The organism is Bacteroides eggerthii (assembly GCF_025146565.1).
Lineage (GTDB): Bacteria > Bacteroidota > Bacteroidia > Bacteroidales > Bacteroidaceae > Bacteroides > Bacteroides eggerthii.
Map to the genome: position 1 here is coordinate 2,174,958 of NZ_CP102258.1, position 19,432 is coordinate 2,194,389.

18 protein-coding genes are annotated in these 19,432 nt (G+C 43.7%); 6 read left to right on the plus strand and 12 right to left on the minus strand.

The window, feature by feature from the left end:
• Positions 1 to 47: 47 nt before the first annotated feature.
• Complete coding sequence (pepT, locus tag NQ546_RS08865; protein ID WP_004289779.1) at positions 48 to 1,274, plus strand: peptidase T; 1,227 nt, start codon at positions 48 to 50, stop codon at positions 1,272 to 1,274.
• Positions 1,275 to 1,311: 37 nt separating this feature from the next.
• Complete coding sequence (gene gcvT, locus NQ546_RS08870) at positions 1,312 to 2,400, plus strand: glycine cleavage system aminomethyltransferase GcvT (protein ID WP_004289780.1); 1,089 nt, start codon at positions 1,312 to 1,314, stop codon at positions 2,398 to 2,400.
• A gap of 64 nt (positions 2,401 to 2,464) precedes the next feature.
• Here the strand turns inward: gcvT and NQ546_RS08875 are convergent, their stop codons facing one another.
• Positions 2,465 to 2,716: a type B 50S ribosomal protein L31 gene (locus tag NQ546_RS08875; protein WP_004289781.1), complete on the minus strand. Its 252-nt coding sequence runs from the start codon at positions 2,714 to 2,716 to the stop codon at positions 2,465 to 2,467.
• 166 nt (positions 2,717 to 2,882) lie between these two features.
• Positions 2,883 to 4,397, minus strand: a complete 1,515-nt coding sequence (locus NQ546_RS08880) for a DUF4595 domain-containing protein (protein WP_004289782.1) — start codon at positions 4,395 to 4,397, stop codon at positions 2,883 to 2,885.
• A 160-nt stretch (positions 4,398 to 4,557) separates the two neighbouring features.
• On the opposite strand from NQ546_RS08880, the gene NQ546_RS08885 reads away from it, so the two are divergent.
• Both NQ546_RS08885 and NQ546_RS08890 read left to right on the plus strand, forming a co-directional pair.
• On the plus strand, positions 4,558 to 5,565 hold the full coding sequence (locus NQ546_RS08885) for an endonuclease/exonuclease/phosphatase family protein (protein WP_004289783.1): 1,008 nt from the start codon (positions 4,558 to 4,560) through the stop codon (positions 5,563 to 5,565).
• A gap of 279 nt (positions 5,566 to 5,844) precedes the next feature.
• Entirely contained in the window at positions 5,845 to 6,855 is a 1,011-nt protein-coding gene (locus NQ546_RS08890) for a class II fructose-bisphosphate aldolase (RefSeq protein WP_004289784.1), read from the plus strand.
• Positions 6,856 to 6,942: 87 nt separating this feature from the next.
• On the opposite strand, the gene NQ546_RS08895 is transcribed toward NQ546_RS08890, so the two are convergent.
• The 6 genes from NQ546_RS08895 to mce all read right to left on the minus strand — a co-directional run bounded on the left by NQ546_RS08895 (position 6,943) and on the right by mce (position 13,538).
• Positions 6,943 to 8,793 (minus strand): glycoside hydrolase family 13 protein, encoded by a 1,851-nt coding sequence (locus tag NQ546_RS08895; protein WP_004289785.1) that lies wholly within the window; start codon positions 8,791 to 8,793, stop codon positions 6,943 to 6,945.
• A gap of 106 nt (positions 8,794 to 8,899) precedes the next feature.
• The gene (locus NQ546_RS08900; protein WP_004289786.1) at positions 8,900 to 10,060 is read right to left on the minus strand and encodes a sodium ion-translocating decarboxylase subunit beta; all 1,161 of its coding nucleotides are present in this window, start codon (positions 10,058 to 10,060) and stop codon (positions 8,900 to 8,902) included.
• Position 10,061: 1 nt separating this feature from the next.
• The gene (locus NQ546_RS08905; RefSeq protein WP_004294918.1) at positions 10,062 to 10,493 is read right to left on the minus strand and encodes an acetyl-CoA carboxylase biotin carboxyl carrier protein; all 432 of its coding nucleotides are present in this window, start codon (positions 10,491 to 10,493) and stop codon (positions 10,062 to 10,064) included.
• A gap of 25 nt (positions 10,494 to 10,518) precedes the next feature.
• Positions 10,519 to 11,451, minus strand: coding sequence for an OadG family transporter subunit (locus NQ546_RS08910; protein WP_004294917.1), 933 nt, complete (start codon positions 11,449 to 11,451; stop codon positions 10,519 to 10,521).
• Between the two features lie 47 nt (positions 11,452 to 11,498).
• Positions 11,499 to 13,052, minus strand: a complete 1,554-nt coding sequence (locus tag NQ546_RS08915) for an acyl-CoA carboxylase subunit beta (protein ID WP_004289789.1) — start codon at positions 13,050 to 13,052, stop codon at positions 11,499 to 11,501.
• A 69-nt stretch (positions 13,053 to 13,121) separates the two neighbouring features.
• The gene (mce, locus tag NQ546_RS08920) at positions 13,122 to 13,538 is read right to left on the minus strand and encodes a methylmalonyl-CoA epimerase (protein ID WP_004289790.1); all 417 of its coding nucleotides are present in this window, start codon (positions 13,536 to 13,538) and stop codon (positions 13,122 to 13,124) included.
• A gap of 252 nt (positions 13,539 to 13,790) precedes the next feature.
• Between mce and NQ546_RS08925 the strand changes: the two genes are divergently transcribed.
• Positions 13,791 to 16,058, plus strand: a complete 2,268-nt coding sequence (locus tag NQ546_RS08925) for a cation:proton antiporter (RefSeq protein WP_004289791.1) — start codon at positions 13,791 to 13,793, stop codon at positions 16,056 to 16,058.
• A 53-nt stretch (positions 16,059 to 16,111) separates the two neighbouring features.
• On the plus strand, positions 16,112 to 16,537 hold the full coding sequence (locus tag NQ546_RS08930) for an HIT family protein (protein WP_004294914.1): 426 nt from the start codon (positions 16,112 to 16,114) through the stop codon (positions 16,535 to 16,537).
• 60 nt (positions 16,538 to 16,597) lie between these two features.
• On the opposite strand, the gene NQ546_RS08935 is transcribed toward NQ546_RS08930, so the two are convergent.
• The 4 genes from NQ546_RS08935 to NQ546_RS08950 form a co-directional block, all read right to left on the minus strand.
• Positions 16,598 to 17,584, minus strand: a complete 987-nt coding sequence (locus tag NQ546_RS08935; protein ID WP_004289793.1) for a Gfo/Idh/MocA family protein — start codon at positions 17,582 to 17,584, stop codon at positions 16,598 to 16,600.
• A 9-nt stretch (positions 17,585 to 17,593) separates the two neighbouring features.
• Positions 17,594 to 18,010 carry an RNA-binding S4 domain-containing protein gene (locus tag NQ546_RS08940; protein WP_004289794.1) on the minus strand — a complete coding sequence of 139 codons (417 nt, stop codon included), beginning with the start codon at positions 18,008 to 18,010 and terminating at the stop codon, positions 17,594 to 17,596.
• Positions 18,007 to 18,570 (minus strand): aminoacyl-tRNA hydrolase, encoded by a 564-nt coding sequence (gene pth, locus NQ546_RS08945; protein ID WP_004289795.1) that lies wholly within the window; start codon positions 18,568 to 18,570, stop codon positions 18,007 to 18,009. The genes NQ546_RS08940 and pth overlap by 4 nt, the downstream gene beginning before the upstream one ends.
• 141 nt (positions 18,571 to 18,711) lie before the next feature.
• A complete protein-coding gene (locus tag NQ546_RS08950; RefSeq protein WP_004289796.1) occupies positions 18,712 to 19,305 on the minus strand; it encodes a 50S ribosomal protein L25/general stress protein Ctc in 594 nt (197 codons plus the stop codon).
• Positions 19,306 to 19,432 lie beyond the last annotated feature (127 nt).

The window sequence follows — 19,432 nt, forward strand, 5'->3', positions numbered from 1 at the left end:
ATCGCTAACCCCTAATCATTAATCACTAACAGCTAATCACTATCATCATGACTTTAGTAGAACGTTTTTTAAAGTATGTAAGTTTCGATACGCAATCGAATGAGGAGAGTGGGGTAACACCGAGTACTTCAGGGCAAATGGTGTTTGCTAAATATCTGAAGGAAGAATTGGAGGCTTTGGGCTTGGAAGAGGTCACGCTGGATGAGAACGGTTATCTGTTCGCCACCCTTCCTGCCAATACAGATAAGTCTGTACCTGTCGTGGGGTTCATTGCCCACATGGATACAAGCCCCGATATGAGTGGTAAGGATGTCTCCCCGCGTATTGTGGAGAATTACGATGGCAAGGATATTGTTCTTTGCGAAGAGGGGAAAGTGGTCCTTTCGCCTGCCCAATTTCCCGAACTGCTCGACCACAAAGGGGAAGACCTGATTGTCACCAACGGAAAGACCTTGCTGGGTGCTGACGATAAAGCCGGCATTGCCGAGATTGTTTCGGCGATGGTATATCTGAAAGAGCATCCCGAAATCAAGCATGGCAAAATCCGTATCGGTTTTAATCCCGATGAGGAAATCGGTTTGGGAGCGCATAAGTTCAATGTTGAACAATTCGGCTGTGAATGGGCTTATACTATGGATGGCGGTGAAGTGGGTGAGTTGGAGTTTGAGAACTTCAATGCTGCTTCTGCCAAGATTGTTTTCAAAGGGTGCAATGTGCATCCCGGATATGCCAAACATAAGATGATAAACTCTATCCGCGTGGCCAACCGGTTTATGTCTATGCTCCCCAGTCACGAAACACCAGAGCATACCGAGGGATATGAGGGGTTCTATCATCTCATCGGCATTACGGGAGAAGTGGAGAAAACCACTGTTGCTTACATCATTCGCGACCACGACCGGAGTCGTTTTGAAAGCCGCAAAAAGGAATTTGAACATCTTGTCCGTAAGATTAATGCGGAATATGGCGAAGGTACAGCCGTACTCGAACTGCACGACCAGTATTATAACATGCGCGAGAAGATTGAACCGGTAATGCATATCATCGACACCGCCTTCAAAGCAATGGAAGCAGCCGGCGTGAAACCGCGTGTAAAAGCCATTCGTGGCGGTACGGACGGTGCGCAGCTGTCATTTAAGGGGCTGCCTTGTCCCAATATATTTGCCGGTGGCCTGAATTTCCATGGACGTTACGAATTCGTTCCTGTTCAGAGCATGGAGAAGGCTATGAAGGTTATTGTCAAAATAGCTGAACTTGTTGCCGCCGATAAATAAATCTTATTTTTTAACTCATAAATCACTGACTTCTACCATGAAAACCACTCCGTTTACAGAAACACATATCTCGCTGGGGGCTAAGATGCACGAATTTGCGGGATACAATATGCCTATTGAATATTCCGGCATCATCGATGAACATCTCACTGTTTGTCAAGGTGTCGGTGTGTTCGATGTCTCCCATATGGGAGAGTTTTGGGTGAAAGGTCCGCATGCATCGGACTTTTTGCAGAAAGTGACTTCTAATAATGTGGCGGCGCTTACTCCCGGTAAGGTGCAATACACCTGTTTTCCAAACGAGGATGGAGGCATTGTGGACGACCTGCTTGTTTATCAGTATGAACCCGAGAAATACTTGTTGGTTGTCAATGCTTCCAACATAGAGAAGGACTGGAACTGGTGTGTGGCCCATAATACGGAGGGAGCTGAACTCGAAAATGCATCCGACCGCATGGCGCAGCTCGCAGTGCAAGGGCCGAAAGCTGTTGAGGCGTTGCAGAAGTTGACGCCTATCAATCTTTCCGAGCTTCCGTACTATACTTTTACGCATGGTGAGTTTGCAGGAGAACCGGATGTCATTATTTCCAATACCGGCTATACCGGTGCGGGTGGTTTTGAACTTTATTTTTATCCGGAAGTAGCCATGAAGATATGGAATGCTGTGTTTGAAGCAGGTGCTGAGTTTGGTATCAAGCCTATCGGCTTGGGAGCTCGTGATACGCTTCGTCTTGAAATGGGATTCTGCTTGTATGGAAATGATCTGGATGATACGACCTCGCCTATCGAAGCCGGATTGGGGTGGATTACCAAATTTGTAGAGGGTAAGAACTTCATCAATCGTCCGATGCTGGAGAAGCAGAAAACGGAAGGTACGGTACGTAAGCTGGTAGGCTTTGAGATGATAGACCGCGGTATCCCCCGTCATGGTTATGAATTGCAGAGCATGGAGGGCGCCCCCATTGGCGTGGTTACTTCGGGCACGATGTCACCCACGCGTAAGGTTGGTATAGGAATGGGGTATGTAAAGCCTGAATATAGTAAGATAGGTACGGAAATTTGTATTGACATGCGCGGACGCAAGCTGAAAGCAGTGGTGGTTAAGCCGCCGTTCCGTAAAGGCTGATAAAGAAGTAACAAAAAAAGGGAATCTGATATAGATTCCCTTTTTTCTGCTTAAAAAAAACAGATTATTTCTTGCGATTACCGTAACGGCTCATGAACTTATCAACACGACCGGCTGTGTCAACCAACTTAGACTTACCTGTATAGAACGGGTGAGAAGTGCTGGAGATTTCCAGTTTTACCAACGGATAAGTTTCGCCTTCGAACTCGATAGTCTCTTTGGTATTTACTGTAGAACGAGACAAGAACACGTCACCGTTTGACATATCTTTAAATACTACCGGACGGTAATTTTCAGGATGAATACCTTTTTTCATTTCGATATTTGTTTTTTAATTTATATTCTGTTACTATTTTGGTAATAAATAGTGTAATGGTCTTTTTCAGAGCGCAAAGATAATGCTTTTCTATGAAATGAAAAAGGTTTTTGAAAAAAAAATCAGGAAGTTACCCGGAACTTCCTGATTTAAAGAGAGAGTCTTTTTATTCAAAGGTCATAGTCGCTTTGAACTCTTCCCCATGCTCTTTTGCATTAACTTGCAGGGTTTTCGGATAATCACCTTCGAATGTATAAGCAAAAGTAAAGAAACCATTGCTATTGTCCTTGTTCAGGTTTTCCGGCAGTTTACCTAAGATGCCTGTCATTGCGGCAAGCCAGTCTCCGAAATCGAACATATCAAAAATATCGGGTGAATAGGTGGGGATTAAAAATCCGCCTTTGTTTTTTTCGGCGGTATAAGTATAAGCGGATGAATGAGTGTCATAGGCGCCCGGAGCCAAAGCCTTGTCGTTGTCATCAAATTTGTTGTCCTGATTATGGTCGTGCACATATACAATATTGCCTTCGTTGTCTTGATAAGACTTGTCGGTACAGATATGCTTGGAACCACTAATGGTAGATGTGACATTGCCGTTCTCCCATACTGCATTGCAATAAGCGGTCATTTCTCCTCCTTCATATCGGCGTACGGAAATGAGCTGGCGGGCATTGTTGTAAGTGTAACGTTGCGTAATGATGGCTTTGCCTATCTTGACTTGAAGATCGGTTGCAAGTCCGGCCGTATTGAGAGTATAGGTACATGCAATATTGCCTGTTGCTTCCAACTCTTCTCCGGGGAGATCAAAACTGATTTTCTGGTTTTCGTATTTAATGGACAGTTCTTGTGTCTTGCCGTCAATATCCACAGATAACTTGACCAACCTGTTCTTGTCATCATAGGTAAAGGTGTAGTTCATAACCCCTTCATCTCCAAAGTCGGGGATATATGTTTTAAGACGTTTCCCTGTCCGGGTCGGCGGAGTTTCGATCTTTTGCTCGGTGGTAGTTACGGTAAACGGATCTTTGCCGGTAGGAGTAATGGTAATCTCACTTTCCGTTTGCTTAATGTCCTTGATTTCGATTTTTCCGAAATCGGTTAAAGACAGAATACGCAAATCATCGGATACCGTATAGGTTCCTTCTATTATATAAATGCCGTTCGCTTCTTCGGAACGCGTTGCGATTTTTGTTTTTGTAAGTAGGGAATAGTATTTTTCTTCGTTGAGTTCCAAAGAAATGTAGTCGGAGGTTTCAGGAAATGTCCATGTTTTGGCTACGGCCTTTATCAAATCGGCTTCGGTTGCCGGATAGGTGGCGTCAGGTTCGTTTGTAGCTGCATCCTGTGTTACTGCCAGCATTATGCTTTTTGCACTTCCTGCAGAAATAGTAATGGTAGCCGGTGCGGGGGATGTTTCAGTCGTATTAGGATCTGCTTTTACGATTAATTTGTTTTTGTCTTGTGTTACTTTACACCAGTTTTGATTGGAAATTGCAGTCCAGCTGTCTTGGTTGGTCGTAACATTAATTTCATGCGATTCAGTAGCTGCGGCTGTGAAGTGCAGCGCAGTAGCAGGAGCAATCGAGAGAGTGGGATCCGGGGTGGGAGGGGCGTTGTCATCGCCACAGGAGGTCATGATACACATTAATAGCATGCTCATGTAGAAAACCTTGTTTTTCATAATGTAGATTTTGTTTGTAAGTTTATAAATTAGGGAGCATCTTTTTTACGGTATTTTACAAATTTAATATATTTTTGCATTAAACACAAGCAAAAAGCCGTTTTTTTTATCGAATGTGTTGATAGATGGATATCTTTGCGGAATAATTGTATAAACTAATATGAGGAAAGTTACTTTTTTATTTTCTTTTTGTTTCTGCGTTATAGTGGCGGCAGCCCAGAACACAGAATGTAAGCTGTACAGTATAGCTTTTTATAATCTTGAGAATTTGTTTGATACCATTCATGATGCAGGTAAGAACGATCATGATTTTTTGCCTGATGGCAGTTATCAGTGGACAGCGAAGAAATACGAATCTAAACTGCATAATTTGTCGATGGTGCTGGGTTCGTTGTCGCGAAATCTGGTTCCCGAAGGTCCGGCTGTTATTGGTGTGGCAGAAGTGGAGAACCGCAGGGTGCTGACGGATCTCGTCAGTCAGCCGGCCATTTCCAATTATAAGTTTATTCATTATGAAGGACCTGACAAACGAGGCATCGACTGTGCGTTGCTGTATGATCCGCAGCAGTTCACCGTTACAAATTCCAAGCTGGTACTCTCCACCCCGTTTGAAGGGGATACGGTGCACCTGACGCGTGGATTTCTGATTGTAGACGGGCGGTTGGCTGATGAACGTGTGTGTGTCATCGTAAATCATTGGCCTTCTCGTGGTGCAAAATCACCGGTGCGCGTGCATGCTGCCAAGCAGGTGAAAGTACTTACAGACTCTTTGCTGCGTGAAGATAAGAAGTTGAAACTTTTTGTTATGGGGGATATGAACGATGACCCTATGGATGAAAGCATGCAGACTTTGGGAGCGCGCAAGTACATCTCGGGAATGAAAGCAAAACAGTTCTATAATCCTTGGTGGAAAACGCTGGAGGATAAGGGAGTGGGAACCTTGCTTTATCGGGGCAAATGGAATTTGTTCGATCAGATTGTGCTGTCAAGACCATTGGTGAAAACAAAAAAAGGGCTGCGATATGACCATAATGAAGTCTTTATCCGCGATTATCTGATCCAGCAGGATGGTAAATACAAAGGCTCACCTTTACGTACTCATGGCGGACGTGTGTGGCTGAACGGTTATAGCGATCACTTGCCTACGATTATCTATTTGAAAAAATAATATATAATAATGTGTAAATAGGGGGCTGGAAAGCAAACTTGCTTTCCGGCTTTTTTGTTTATGAGGTTGAGAATGCAAAAGGCAGTAACGGGCAGACAGATGCAAAAGCATTGTAATATGGAGATTACAATATTCTGTTAATTCAAGCCAATAGCTTTAAAATAGAATAGATTTGATAGATAAATAGAGATATTTTATTCTTCTCTCGTTCTTCTTTTTAAAGGATAATGCTTACTTTTGCGTAGAATTTTAATTCACTAACAATAAACTTTAAACAAAATGGTTAATTACAAAGATTTAGGCCTTGTAAACACAAGAGAAATGTTTGCTCGCGCTATCAAGGGTGGATATGCGATCCCTGCATTCAACTTCAATAACATGGAACAGATGCAGGCTATCATCAAGGCTGCAGTTGAGACTAAGTCTCCGGTTATCCTTCAGGTTTCTAAGGGCGCTCGTCAGTATGCTAACGCTACTTTGTTGCGTTATATGGCTCAGGGTGCTGTGGAATATGCTAAGGAACTGGGCTGCAAACATCCTGAAATTGTTCTTCACCTTGACCATGGAGATACTTTCGAAACTTGCAAAAGCTGTATTGACTCAGGTTTCTCCTCAGTAATGATTGACGGTTCACATCTTCCATATGAAGAAAATGTTGCTTTGACAAAGAAAGTTGTTGAGTATGCTCACCAATTCGATGTTACAGTAGAAGGCGAACTTGGCGTATTGGCTGGTGTAGAGGATGAAGTATCTGCAGAGCACCACACATATACTAACCCCGAAGAAGTTATTGACTTTGCTACCCGTACAGGTTGCGATTCTTTGGCTATTTCTATCGGTACTTCTCATGGTGCATACAAATTTAAACCTGAACAATGCCACATAGATCCTACGACAGGCCGTCTGGTTCCTCCTCCTTTGGAATTTGCTGTATTGGATGCTGTGATGGAGAAACTCCCGGGATTCCCTATCGTACTTCATGGTTCTTCTTCAGTACCTCAGGAAGAAGTTGACACAATCAACCAATTCGGTGGTAAGCTGGAAGCTGCTATCGGTATTCCGGAAGATCAGTTGCGTAAAGCTGCTAAGTCTGCTGTTTGTAAAATCAATATCGACTCAGACTCTCGTTTGGCTATGACTGCTGCTGTTCGTAAGGTATTTGCTGAAAAACCGGCTGAATTCGACCCGCGTAAATACTTGGGCCCGGCTCGTGACAATATGGAAAAACTTTACAAGCACAAAATCATCAACGTGCTTGGCTCGGAAAACAAATTGGCTCAATTGGACTAATAGCGTTATCTGATTATAAAAATAGCCCTTGCAATGGAAAATATTGCAAGGGCTACTTTTTTTAGGGGAAGGAGTGTAATCTCAATCTTACAGCTCAATAACCAATGATTCACGCGGCTGCATTTTCAATTCTTTACCGAAGATGATGGCTTTTCCGGTCAGGATATCTTTACCCTGCTGCTTTTCTTTCAGTATTTCTTTATAGAACTTTAAAGGAACAACGGTCTCTGCATTCGTGCCATTCAGCATCACAAATACGGTTTTACCTTCGTGCTGGCGGGCGTAGGCATATACGCCATTCTGTACCATAAATTGGGTCATGCTGCCTTTAGCAATCACATCGTTGCCTTTACGCCAGTTCAGTATGGTTTTATAAAAGTTGTAACAGTCGTTTTGAATTGCACTGCGGCCTTCGGCTGTAAGTGCTGTCTCTTGGTCGTCGGCCCAGCCACCGGGGAAATCCTTACGGACGTAACCGTCGCTTTTATTCTTTACCCCGTTCATCATAATTTCCGTTCCGTAATATAATTGTGGAATACGTCGGGTTGTGAGCAATAGAGTAGAGGCCTGCTTCAACATTGGGAGATTATCGCCTTCACCTAAGAAGCGGTCAGTATCATGGTTCTCAATAAAAGCAAGCACTGATTCCGGATTCGGATATAGAAAATCATATACGAAGCTATTATATACTCGGTCAAGCCCTTTAAACCAAGTTTCCGTTTCTTCTGTTTTAGCAATATTTATTTTGTCGAAGAAACTAAAATCCATTACTGTTTTCAGATTACTGTTTTTAGGAGCGGACAATTTGGAGTCTTTTTGCCACCAGGCAGTGTATGCCGGTTCGGTAACCCATGTTTCACCTACGGTGTTGTAGTTGGGATATTCTTCATTCAGTTCTTTCATCCAATTGCTCATGGCATCATAGTCGGCGTACGGATAAGTATCCATACGGATCCCGTCTATATTGGCATATTCGATCCACCAGAAACTGTTCTGGACGAGGTAGCGGTAAACATGCGGATTTTTTTGATTGAGATCGGGCATGGCAGTTACGAACCAGCCATCGTTCATCTGGCTAAAATCATACTTCGATGCGTACGGATCTACATGAGGAGTCAGCTTGAAGGAAGTCTGTACGAAGTTCTTCTCATGGTCGGGGTTGTTGAACCAGTCTTTGCAAGGCATATCCTTTATCCACACATGTTCTACGCCACAGTGGTTGAAAATCATATCCATTACGATTTTGATGCCGCGCGCATGAGACTTTTCTATGAGTTGCTTATATTCTTCATTGGTTCCGAAACGGGGGTCTACTTTATAATAATCGGTAGTGGCATAGCCATGATAAGAACCTCCCGTCATGTTGTTTTCCAATACCGGAGTAAACCATAAGGCTGTCACACCCAAATCCGAGAAATAGTCCAAGTGTTGTTCAATACCGGCGAGATCACCGCCATGGCGGGCATTCGGATCGTTGCGATCTACTTTATATTCCGCCATACCCGCTATCTGGTCATTATCAGGATTGCCATTGGCAAAACGGTCGGGCATTAACAGGTAAAGGGCATCAGACGCGTCGAAGCCTTTATGTTCGCATCCTTTCTTGGTACGTGCTTTTAACTCATACGATTTAACAAGCTTTTTCTTGCCTTGTGTAAAGGTAAGTGTCATCTTGCCCGGCTTCACTTCTTTATCCAGTTTTAGATAGACCAGCAGATAATTGTTACTTTCCAACTTGACAGTACTGTTTAGTGACACACCGGGATAGTCGACGGATACCGCTGCATTGCCAATGTCTTCACCATACACCATCAGCTGAAGCTCCGGATTTTGCATTCCGGTATACCAAAACGGTGGTTCGATTTTGTTTACATTCATAGCTGCATACATACTGAGGGATAGTAGGAGCGCCCCCAAAATGGAGAATACTTTTTTCATGATATTAGCTTTTCATTGTTTTCAGCGCTAATTTAAAACAAATAGCGGAGAAAGCTTATGCTCCTCCGCTATTATTCAGTATGTATGTTATGCAAACGTTTTCAGGCTACATCAAGAATCCCAACAGAATACCGGCTGCTACTGCAGAACCGATAACACCTGCTACGTTCGGACCCATAGCATGCATCAGCAGATAGTTGGTCGGATCGTATTCCAGACCTATTACCTGAGAAATACGTGCGGAGTCGGGCACTGCAGATACGCCTGCATTACCAATCAGTGGATTGATCTTGTTGCCTTTCTTCAGGAAAATATTGAATATCTTCACAAAGATTACGCCAGATGCAGTGGCAATAATAAATGACAATGCTCCGAGACCAAAGATTAGAATTGAATCGAGTGTCAGGAACTCGGAGGCTTGAGTAGAAGCACCCACTGTCAAACCGAGCAGGATTGTAATGGTATCGATTAGCGGCCCACTGGCTGTATTGGCCAAACGGCGTGTTACACCACTTTCTTTCAATAGGTTACCAAAGAACAGCATACCCAGCAGAGGCAAACCGGACGGAACGAGGAAACAAGTAAGTAGCAGACCTACTATCGGGAACATTACTTTTTCCGTATGAGAAACAACACGTGGAGGTTTCATACGGATAAGACGTTCGTGTTTGGTTGTCAGCAGACGCATAATGGGCGGTTGGATCACCGGTACTAATGCCATATAAGAATATGCTGATACAGCAATAGCACCCATTAAGTTCGGAGCTAGTTTAGATGACAAGAAGATAGCCGTCGGACCGTCAGCACCACCGATAATACCGATGGCACCTGCTTGCATAGGATCAAAGCCGATGGCAAGTGCGAGCATATAGGCACCAAAGATACCGAACTGTGCAGCTGCACCGACCAACATCAGTTTGGGGTTGGAAATCAAGGCGGAGAAGTCTGTCATGGCACCGATGCCCAAAAAAATGAGCGGTGGGTACCATCCGGAGGTCACTCCCTGATATAGGATGTTAAGTACAGACCCCTCTTCATAGATACCGACTTTCAATCCGGCCTCCATGTTGAAAGGAATATTACCGATCAGCATACCGAAACCGATAGGAATCAGTAACATCGGCTCAAATTCCTTGGCTACAGCCAAGTATATGAAGAATAAACCTACCAAAATCATTACCACATGTCCTACCGTTGCATTGGCAAAACCTGTATAAGTCCAGAAGTCGGCAAGGTTATTTCCTAAAAATGTGATAAATTCTCCCATATTATTCAATAATTACAAGGTCAGTACCTTCGAGTACGGATTCTCCTTTACTTACATTAATAGCGGTAATCTTACCGTCTTTGTCGGCATTGATGTTGTTTTCCATTTTCATGGCTTCCAAGATAATGACAACCTGTCCTTTCTTCACTGTATCGCCAACATTGACTTTGATGTCAAGAATAACACCGGGGAGCGGAGATTTCACTCCAGATTTACCGCTTGAAGCGGCGGCAGGTTTTACAACCGGAGCGGTCGGAGCTGCCGGAGCTGTGGTAACAGGACGCGCCACTGGCTTGACAACAACTTTCGGGGCTTTCTCCATTTCAACATTATAAGGAGTACCGTTCACTTCTACGTGGGCGATATTATCTTCAATATCTCCAATGGTAACTTTGTATACGTTACCGTTGATCTTATATTTATATTCTTTCATCGTTTTATTTTTATTAAAGGTGACTTTACTTTCTCTGAGGAGTTTCACGCAGCGTGTAAATCTTTGAACTCCATGGCGAATAACTGCGTTTCACACGTGTAATGGTAAGTACGGTGTCTTCCACATCGTGTACATCACTTTGGAATTCGTGCATAGCCATGGAAATGGCGGCGAACACTTCTCCCGGAGCCTGCCCCAGTTGCTTTTCTTTTGCTTCTTTTTTGTCGGTGATGCCTTTGACCCGCATAGCATTGCGCTTGCTGAGGTTGACAGATATCTTACCTACAATTTTGAAAGAAATATAAAGAAGAATCAATCCGCTGAACACTACGCTCATGGCAGAAATTGCCATACCGATACCTGCGCTGTCATGTTCTTCAAACTTTTCCATTTTGGCATTGCTGTTAATGGTCTTGTTGTTGGTGCTCGGAGTAACGTATTGGTCTTCACTTCCGCCTTTTACTTCCCATTCCTGGCCGGCATCACTGATGCGTGCATAAGATTGGTTTGCCTTTAATATGCCGGCAGGCACGACAATCTGGTCAAGCAGTTTTTTACCGGAGTCGTATAAACCGATCCAATTGGCATTTAGATTGTCTAACTTGAAGTTGGTATGGAAAGTACCGCGATTAGGCTCGCCATCCGCCCAAAACAGTGCATGCTGACGGGGTTTTACTAAAGTCAGCACATCGCCTTTGGGGATGAAATAGGTAGCGGTATCTCCCGGCTGGCTGCTGAATTTCAGATAGCAACCTGCAAGGTCGGCGCTGCCATATGACTTATTGAATATTTCAATCCATGCGCTATGTACACCGTAGTCATCTTGAAAGTTGCTTTCGTTGTTGATAAGCACTTCATTCAGCAACAGTTTAGAGTTTGTCTCCCTTTCTCCGCAGGAAGAACAGAACCCCAGCACCAGCATCAATGAAAGGAATATTCCGATTTTTGTTTTATTCATAAATTTGAGTTTTAGTTTTTTAATTCTCAACTTTCAATTCTCAATTTTTAAAGAGGAATATTACCATGCTTTTTCGCCGGATTGGACAATTTCTTGGTTTGCAGTTGTTGCAGGGCGCGGATAATGCGGAAGCGTGTATTACGCGGTTCGATAACATCATCAATATAGCCATACTTGGCTGCATTGTAAGGATTAGCAAATAATTTGGTATATTCAGCTTCTTTTTCAGCCAAGAATTGAGCGGGATTCTCTTGCTCTTTGGCTTCACGAGCATACAGAACTTCGACAGCTCCTGCGCCACCCATTACGGCGATTTCGGCAGTAGGCCATGCGTAGTTCATGTCGCCGCGAAGTTGCTTACAACTCATTACGATGTGTGAACCTCCGTAAGACTTACGCAGAGTGATGGTAACCTTAGGCACAGTAGCTTCACCGTAAGCATACAGCAATTTAGCGCCATGCAGGATAACGCCGTTATATTCCTGACCTGTTCCGGGAAGGAAGCCCGGTACGTCTACCAAAGATACGATAGGAATATTGAAAGCATCGCAGAAGCGAACAAAACGTGCACCCTTGCGGGAAGCGTTGCTGTCGAGTACGCCTGCCAGATATTTAGGCTGGTTGGCTACGATACCCACTGATTGTCCGTTGAAACGGGCAAAACCGATGATGATATTTTTGGAATAATCTTTCTGGATTTCAAGGAATTCGCCGTTATCAACGATAGCACCGATAACTTCATACATATCGTACGGTTTATTCGGATTGTCAGGAATTATCTCATTCAAGGAGTCCTCCAAACGGTCAATAGGATCTGTGCAATCTGTGTAAGGAGCTTCTTCCAAATTGTTCTGAGGAATATAACTCAAGAGCTTGCGGATTAAAGCTAACCCTTCTTCTTCTGTTTGGGCTGTGAAATGAGTTACACCGGATTTGGTGGAGTGCACACTTGCGCCGCCCAGATTTTCCTGACTAACATCTTCACCAGTCACTGTCTTCACAACTTTAGGTCCGGTAAGGAACATATAAGAAGTTCCTTCCATCATCAGCGTAAAGTCAGTCAGGGCAGGAGAATATACGGCGCCACCGGCACAAGGACCAAAGATTCCGGAAATCTGAGGGATAACGCCGGAAGCGAGAATATTACGTTGGAAAATTTCCGCATAACCTGCCAAAGCGTTGATACCTTCTTGAATACGTGCACCACCTGAGTCATTGATACCGATACAGGGAGCTCCCATTTTCATTGCCTGATCCATGATCTTGCAAATCTTCAGAGACATGGTTTCTGACAAAGAACCGGCAGAAACTGTGAAATCTTGTGCAAAGATATAAACCAAACGCCCTTCGATAGTACCGCAGCCCGTTACTACACCGTCACCGGGATAGTGCTTCTTCTCCATACCGAAGTTTGTGCATCTGTGTTCAACGAACATATCCATTTCTTCGAAACTTCCTTCATCGAGTAACATAGCTATACGCTCGCGAGCTGTATATTTGCCTTTCTCATGTTGCTTTGCAATCGCTTTTTCACCACCACCAAGGCGCGCAGCTGTACGGCGGTCGATAAGCTCTTTAATTTTCTCAAGTTGATTACTCATGTTCTTTATTTATGATTTATGATTTCGGAATTATTATTTCATGGGTTTCTGATTTATGCAGTATAAATCTTACTCTCCTTTTTCACAAAGCTCTGTCAATACACCGAGTGTGGATTTCGGGTGTAAGAATGCGATGTTCAATCCTTCAGCACCTTTACGGGGTGCTTTGTCGATAAGGCGAATACCTTTTTCTTCGATTTCGGCAAGTCCGTTAGCTACTCCGTCCTCTACGGCAAATGCTAAGTGATGCATACCGCCATTTCCATTGTTCTTCTCAATGAACTTTGCAATAGTACTTTCGGGCGAAGTGGGTTCCAACAATTCAATTTTCACGTCGCCTACTTTAAGGAAAGCAGTTCTTACTTTTTGATCCTCTACGGTTTCAATGTTGTAGCATTTCAAACCTAATACATTTTCGTAGTACGGAAGGGCTTCTTCTATGCTTTTTACAGCGATGCCCAAGTGTTCAATGTGTGAAATCTTCATAACTCTTTTTATTAATGTTGGTATTCTATTCTTAAATTAGGATATAAAACAGCACAAAGAAAGGGATTTCTGCTTGAATAAAGAAATTTTTCGCCAATTAATTATAAGAGGTTTTTTCTTAAAAATGATTTTATGATTAGTACAATCTTCTGTTATATTCTGAGTTTGTAGGAGTTGGTTTTTTGTAAAAAAGAGATTCAAAAGCATTTTTTGTTATATCTTTGTCAGTCGAAATACAATCAGACAAATATTATGTCACATTTAGCTCCCCTGATTGCCGATTTGGCATTGATACTGATTTGCGCCGGAATAATGACGCTTTTATTTAAAAAACTGAAACAGCCATTGGTTTTAGGTTATGTTGTTGCAGGTTTTTTGGCAAGCCCGCACATGGCTTATACTCCTTCGGTAATGGATACGGCAAATATACAGACTTGGGCGGATATTGGTGTTATTTTCTTACTGTTTGCCTTAGGGCTGGAGTTCAGTTTTAAGAAGATAGTGAAGGTAGGTGGCGCTGCTATTATTGCCGCTTGTACTATTATATTCTGTATGATATTGTTGGGTGTTGCAGTCGGTACGGCTTTCGGGTGGAAACGCATGGACTGCATTTTTTTGGGTGGTATGATAGCCATGTCCTCCACCACTATTATATATAAAGCTTTTGATGATTTAGGCATACGCAAAAAGCAGTTTACCGGTTTAGTGCTTAGCGTGCTGATCTTGGAGGATATTCTTGCCATTGTTTTGATGGTAATGTTGTCCACTATGGCAGTCAGTCATAATTTTGAAGGAACGGAAATGTTGGGCAGCATAGCGAAGTTGCTGTTTTTTCTGATATTATGGTTTGTGGTCGGTATCTATATAATTCCTGTCCTGCTGAAAAAATGCCGTAAGCTAATGAGTGAGGAAACCTTGCTGATTGTTTCGCTGGGCCTCTGTTTCGGCATGGTGGTTCTTGCCGCTCATACGGGATTCTCTGCGGCATTCGGTGCTTTTATTATGGGATCCATTCTTGCTGAGACGGTAGAGGCGGAGAGCATTGAACGTCTGGTCAAGCCGGTAAAAGATTTGTTTGGTGCAATCTTTTTTGTTTCTGTCGGTATGATGGTAGATCCCTTGATGATAGTGGAATATGGCGGTCCTATCATTGTAATCACTTTAGCGGTTATCATCGGACAGTCTTTGTTCGGTACGTTAGGAGTGTTGCTTGCCGGGCAGCCGTTAAAGACCGCCATGCAGTGTGGTTTCAGTTTGACACAGATTGGTGAATTTGCCTTTATTATCGCTTCTTTGGGGGTTTCTCTGCATGTGACAAGTCATTTCCTTTATCCTATTGTAGTGGCTGTGTCTGTGATTACTACTTTCCTTACTCCTTATATGATTCGCTTTGCCGAGCCTGCCTCTAATTTTGTTGATACGCATTTGCCGGAGAGATGGCAGACGTTTTTGTTGCATTATGCTTCCGGTTCGCAAACTGTGAATCACGAAAGTTTATGGAAAAAATTGATACTTGCTCTGTTGCGTATTACTGTGGTTTATTCCATTGTGAGTATAGCGGTGATAGCAGTTGCTTTCCGTTTTCTTGTGCCGTTTTTTAGAGAAAATCTACCGGGCATTTGGGGGCCTTTGTTGGCAGCTTTGGTCATTATTCTGTTTATTTCTCCTTTTCTCCGGGCCATTATGATTAAGAAGAATCATTCGGTGGAGTTTGTTACGTTGTGGCGTGATAGTCGGGGAAATCGCGCTCCGTTGGTGGCCACTATCGTACTTCGAATTCTGTTGGCGGTGTCTTTCGTAATGTTTGTCATAGCCGGGCTGTTTAAGCTGTCGGTCGGTTTAGTCTTTGGCGTAGCGGTATTATTGGTTGTGGTGATGATACTGTCCCGCCAGTTGAAACGCCAGTCTATAATGATTGAGCGTACTTTCTTTCAGAATCTGCGTTCGAGAGAACTGCGGGCTGAATATCTGGGTGAGAAGAAGCCGGAGTATGCCGGCCGTTTACTTTCCCGCGATTTGCATTTGACGGATTATGAGATACCGGGTGAATCGGCATGGGCAGGTAAGACACTGGCGGAGCTGAATTTTGGTAAACGTTATGGAGTGCATGTCGTTTCTATTCTTCGTGGACGCAAGCGGATAAATATTCCCGGAGCTTCGGTGCGTCTTTTCCCTCAGGACAAGATACAGGTTATTGCTACCGATGAAGAATTGACCGTGTTTGGAGAAGAAATGAATAAGATTTCAACGGTCGATGCCGATGCGATAGAAAAAAGTGAGACGATCTTGCGCCAGTTACGCATAGACGCAAATTCTCCTTTCTTGGGAAAAACCTTGAAAGAAGCAGGTATCCGGGAAAAATACCATTGTCTGATTGCCGGTGTGGAACGGGGAGAAGAAACGTTACACGCTCCTGATGTGCATGAGCCTTTTGTGGAGGGGGATGTGGTATGGATTGTTGGCGAAAGTGTTGATGTGTACAAATTGGTTGGTGAAAATGATGAAAATGTCGACCTATAATGTTAAAAGAACAATTATCTTTGTTCTGTAAATATAAACTAAAAAAGAATATCATGAAAAGCGATCCGAAAGAATGTCTGTATTGCCAGAATAATGAAACGTTGCATAATCTGATGATTGAGATTGCGCAACTCAGTGTGTCACGTGTTTTCCTTTTTAAGGAACAAACTTATCGCGGGCGTTGCCTTGTGGCTTATAAGGACCATGTAAATGACTTGAATGAGTTGAGTGATGAAGAGCGTAATGCCTTTATGTCAGATGTGGCCCGCGTGACTCGCGCTATGCAGAAAGCGTTTAATCCTGAGAAAATTAACTATGGCGCGTACTCGGATAAGTTGTCTCATCTCCATTTCCATTTAGCGCCGAAGTATGTCGATGGTCCTGATTATGGCGGTACTTTCCAAATGAATCCGGGAAAAGTGTATCTTACAGACCCTGAATACCAAGAACTGATTGAAGCGGTGAAGAGAAATCTTTGATGTGTGATCGGGATGTGTCCCAATGATAGCTGAATTTCATTGGGACAACTTTCTCATTATTCAAATCTTATTCAGAATCTTATCCATTACCCAGTTTGTCAGTGTTGCGCTTTCGCCGTCGCAACTACAAGTCGATTTGCCAAGCAGGTGGTCTACGACGGCTTGGATAAGTGGCTGCTGAACATAAACGGGGTTTTCAACGGGTATTTCTTCTCTTCCTTTTTCTGTGTGTAGTGCTATGGGGTCATAAGTAAACACAGAGAAGCATATCATACCTTTGTCTCCGATAATTTCGATGCGATCTTCTCGTGCAGATTCATGGGCGACGAAACACCATGAGCCACTGCCTACCAACCCGCTGTCAAATTGAAAACAGGCACTGAGGGTGTCTTCTGCAGGATAGAGCCCGCCGCGGTTGCTCTTATATCCGTTAGCTTCAAGAATATAGCCGAACATATCTTGCAGTATGTCTATCTGGTGCGGAGCTAAGTCGTAGAAATAGCCGCCACCGGCGATATCGGGTTGTACACGCCAAGGCAGGTTCTCCTTGTTGTAATCCAAATCGCGGGGAGGTTGGGCAAATCGGATTTGTATATTAATGATGTTTCCGATGGCTCCTTCTTCTACCAGTGACTTTACTTTCAGGAAATAAGGAAGGTAGCGGCGATAATAGGCCACAAAGCAGGGGACGCCGGTCTCTTGAGAAACGCGGTTGATACGGCAGCACTCCTCATAGGTCACTGCCATTGGCTTTTCTATGTATACGGGTTTGCCGGCTTTCATGGACATTATGGCGTATGTGGCATGGGAAGAGGGTGGGGTAGCGATATATACAGCATTCACCTCTTCGTCATTAATCAGCTCTTGTGCATCATTGTACCATTTGGCAATGCCTCTTTCCTTGGCATATGCCTTGGCTTTGGAAATGTCCCGGCTCATTACAGCCACTACTTCGGAGTGTTCAATCTTCTGAAAGGCAGGTCCGCTTTTGTATTTGGTTACCTCTCCACAACCGATAAATCCCCATTTTATTATTTTCTCATTCATACTTGTATTCTATTCTTCAAAGTCGAAATCAAAGTCAAAGTCGTCCATGAATTCCGGTGCGGTGAAATCTTCCAGTTCACGACGATCTTTTTTGGTGGGACGGCCTGTCCCTTTAGCGCGGTTGATAAAACCGCTGACCTTACTCATTTCCAATAATTCGTATTGGTCCGGAGTCGTTATGTTTTCCATCATTTCGGGAACGAGTTTGGCTCCTACGCGCTTTTCGATGGTTTGCAATACTTTAAACGAATAGGTCACCGGAGGTTTTCGTACTTGTATGACGTCTCCCGGTTTTATTGTCCGGGCTGCCTTTGCCAATGCACCGTTGATGCTGATACGCCCTTTCTTGCAGGCTTCGGCAGCAATTGTACGTGTCTTGAATATGCGTACAGCCCACATCCATTTGTCTATTCTTGCTTCGCTCATTTTTTATTAAACTGATTCATTGTAATATCGATACCGGCAAGGCAGAAGCTTTTAATGATTTCGCCGGCCATTTTCAGACGTTCATCCATTGTTTTCCAGTCCTCATCTGTGAAATGTCCCAAGACAAAATCCACCTGTCCGCCGCGGGGAAAGTCGTTGCCGATGCCAAAACGCAGGCGGGCGTAGTTCTGAGTGCCCAATGTGGCTGCGATGTGCTTCAGACCGTTATGACCGGCATCGCTTCCTTTACCTTTCAGGCGTAGAGTGCCGAAAGGTAATGCCAGGTCGTCCACCACTATCAACACGTTCTCCAGTGGAATGTTTTCCTTTTGCATCCAGTAGCGCACCGCATTTCCGCTCAGGTTCATGAAAGTGGAGGGCTTCAGTAATATCAGTTGCCTGCCTTTGATTGACAATGTTGTGGTGAACCCGTAACGTCCGTCCTTAAAAGCTGTTCCGGCTTCTTTGGCTAAAGCGTCTGCTACCATGAAACCTATGTTGTGACGGGTTTCATGATATTCGGGACCGATATTGCCTAACCCTACGATTAGATATTTCATTGTTTCAGATTATTACTTTAATGATAAATTAAGATAAATGAGGAACGCGGATTATCGCAGTTGCCCGCGGATATGAAATCTGCGTCGTCTGCGTTAATCCGCGTTCCGGAATATCGTTCTTTCTTGCTAAGAAAGCACTGATTAGTTGTTTGCAGCAGCTGCCGCAGCACCTCTTGCTGCACGAGTCAGCTTAACAGCGCATACAACGGCTTCTTTAGCGTTCAACAGTTCCAATCCTTCATAGCTCAATTCGCCAACTTTTACTGTTTTACCCAATCCCAGGTGAGATACATTGACAACCAGTCTTTCCGGAATAGCGTTGTACAAAGCTCTAACTTTCAGCTTACGCATTTGCAGAGTCAGTTTACCACCGGCTTTCACACCTTCAGCCAGACCTTCCATTTGTACGGGAACTTCCATAACGATAGGCTTAGCTTCGTCAATCTGATAGAAGTCAACGTGCAGGATAGTATCTTTTACCGGGTGGAATTGGATATCTTTCAAGATAGCGTTTACTTTTTTGCCATCGATAACCAAGTCAACCACGTAGATGTGCGGAGTGTAGACCAAGTTGCGCAGACCTTCTGCCGGTACAGTGAAATGAACATTTTCACCTGCTCCGTAGAGTACGCAAGGTACACCGTTGTCTTTACGAATAGCTTTCAAAGCTCTTGCTTGTTCCGAAGAACGTTCTGCAATAGTTCTTGCAGTTCCTTTTACTTCAATTGATTTCATTTCTTAAAATTTTGTGTTACTCTAAATTAAGTAGATTATTGCTTAATTCACCATCACACGATGTGGTTCACCACACGATGTTGCAAAAAGCGGTGCAAAAGTACAGCTTCTTTTTGAATTATCAAAA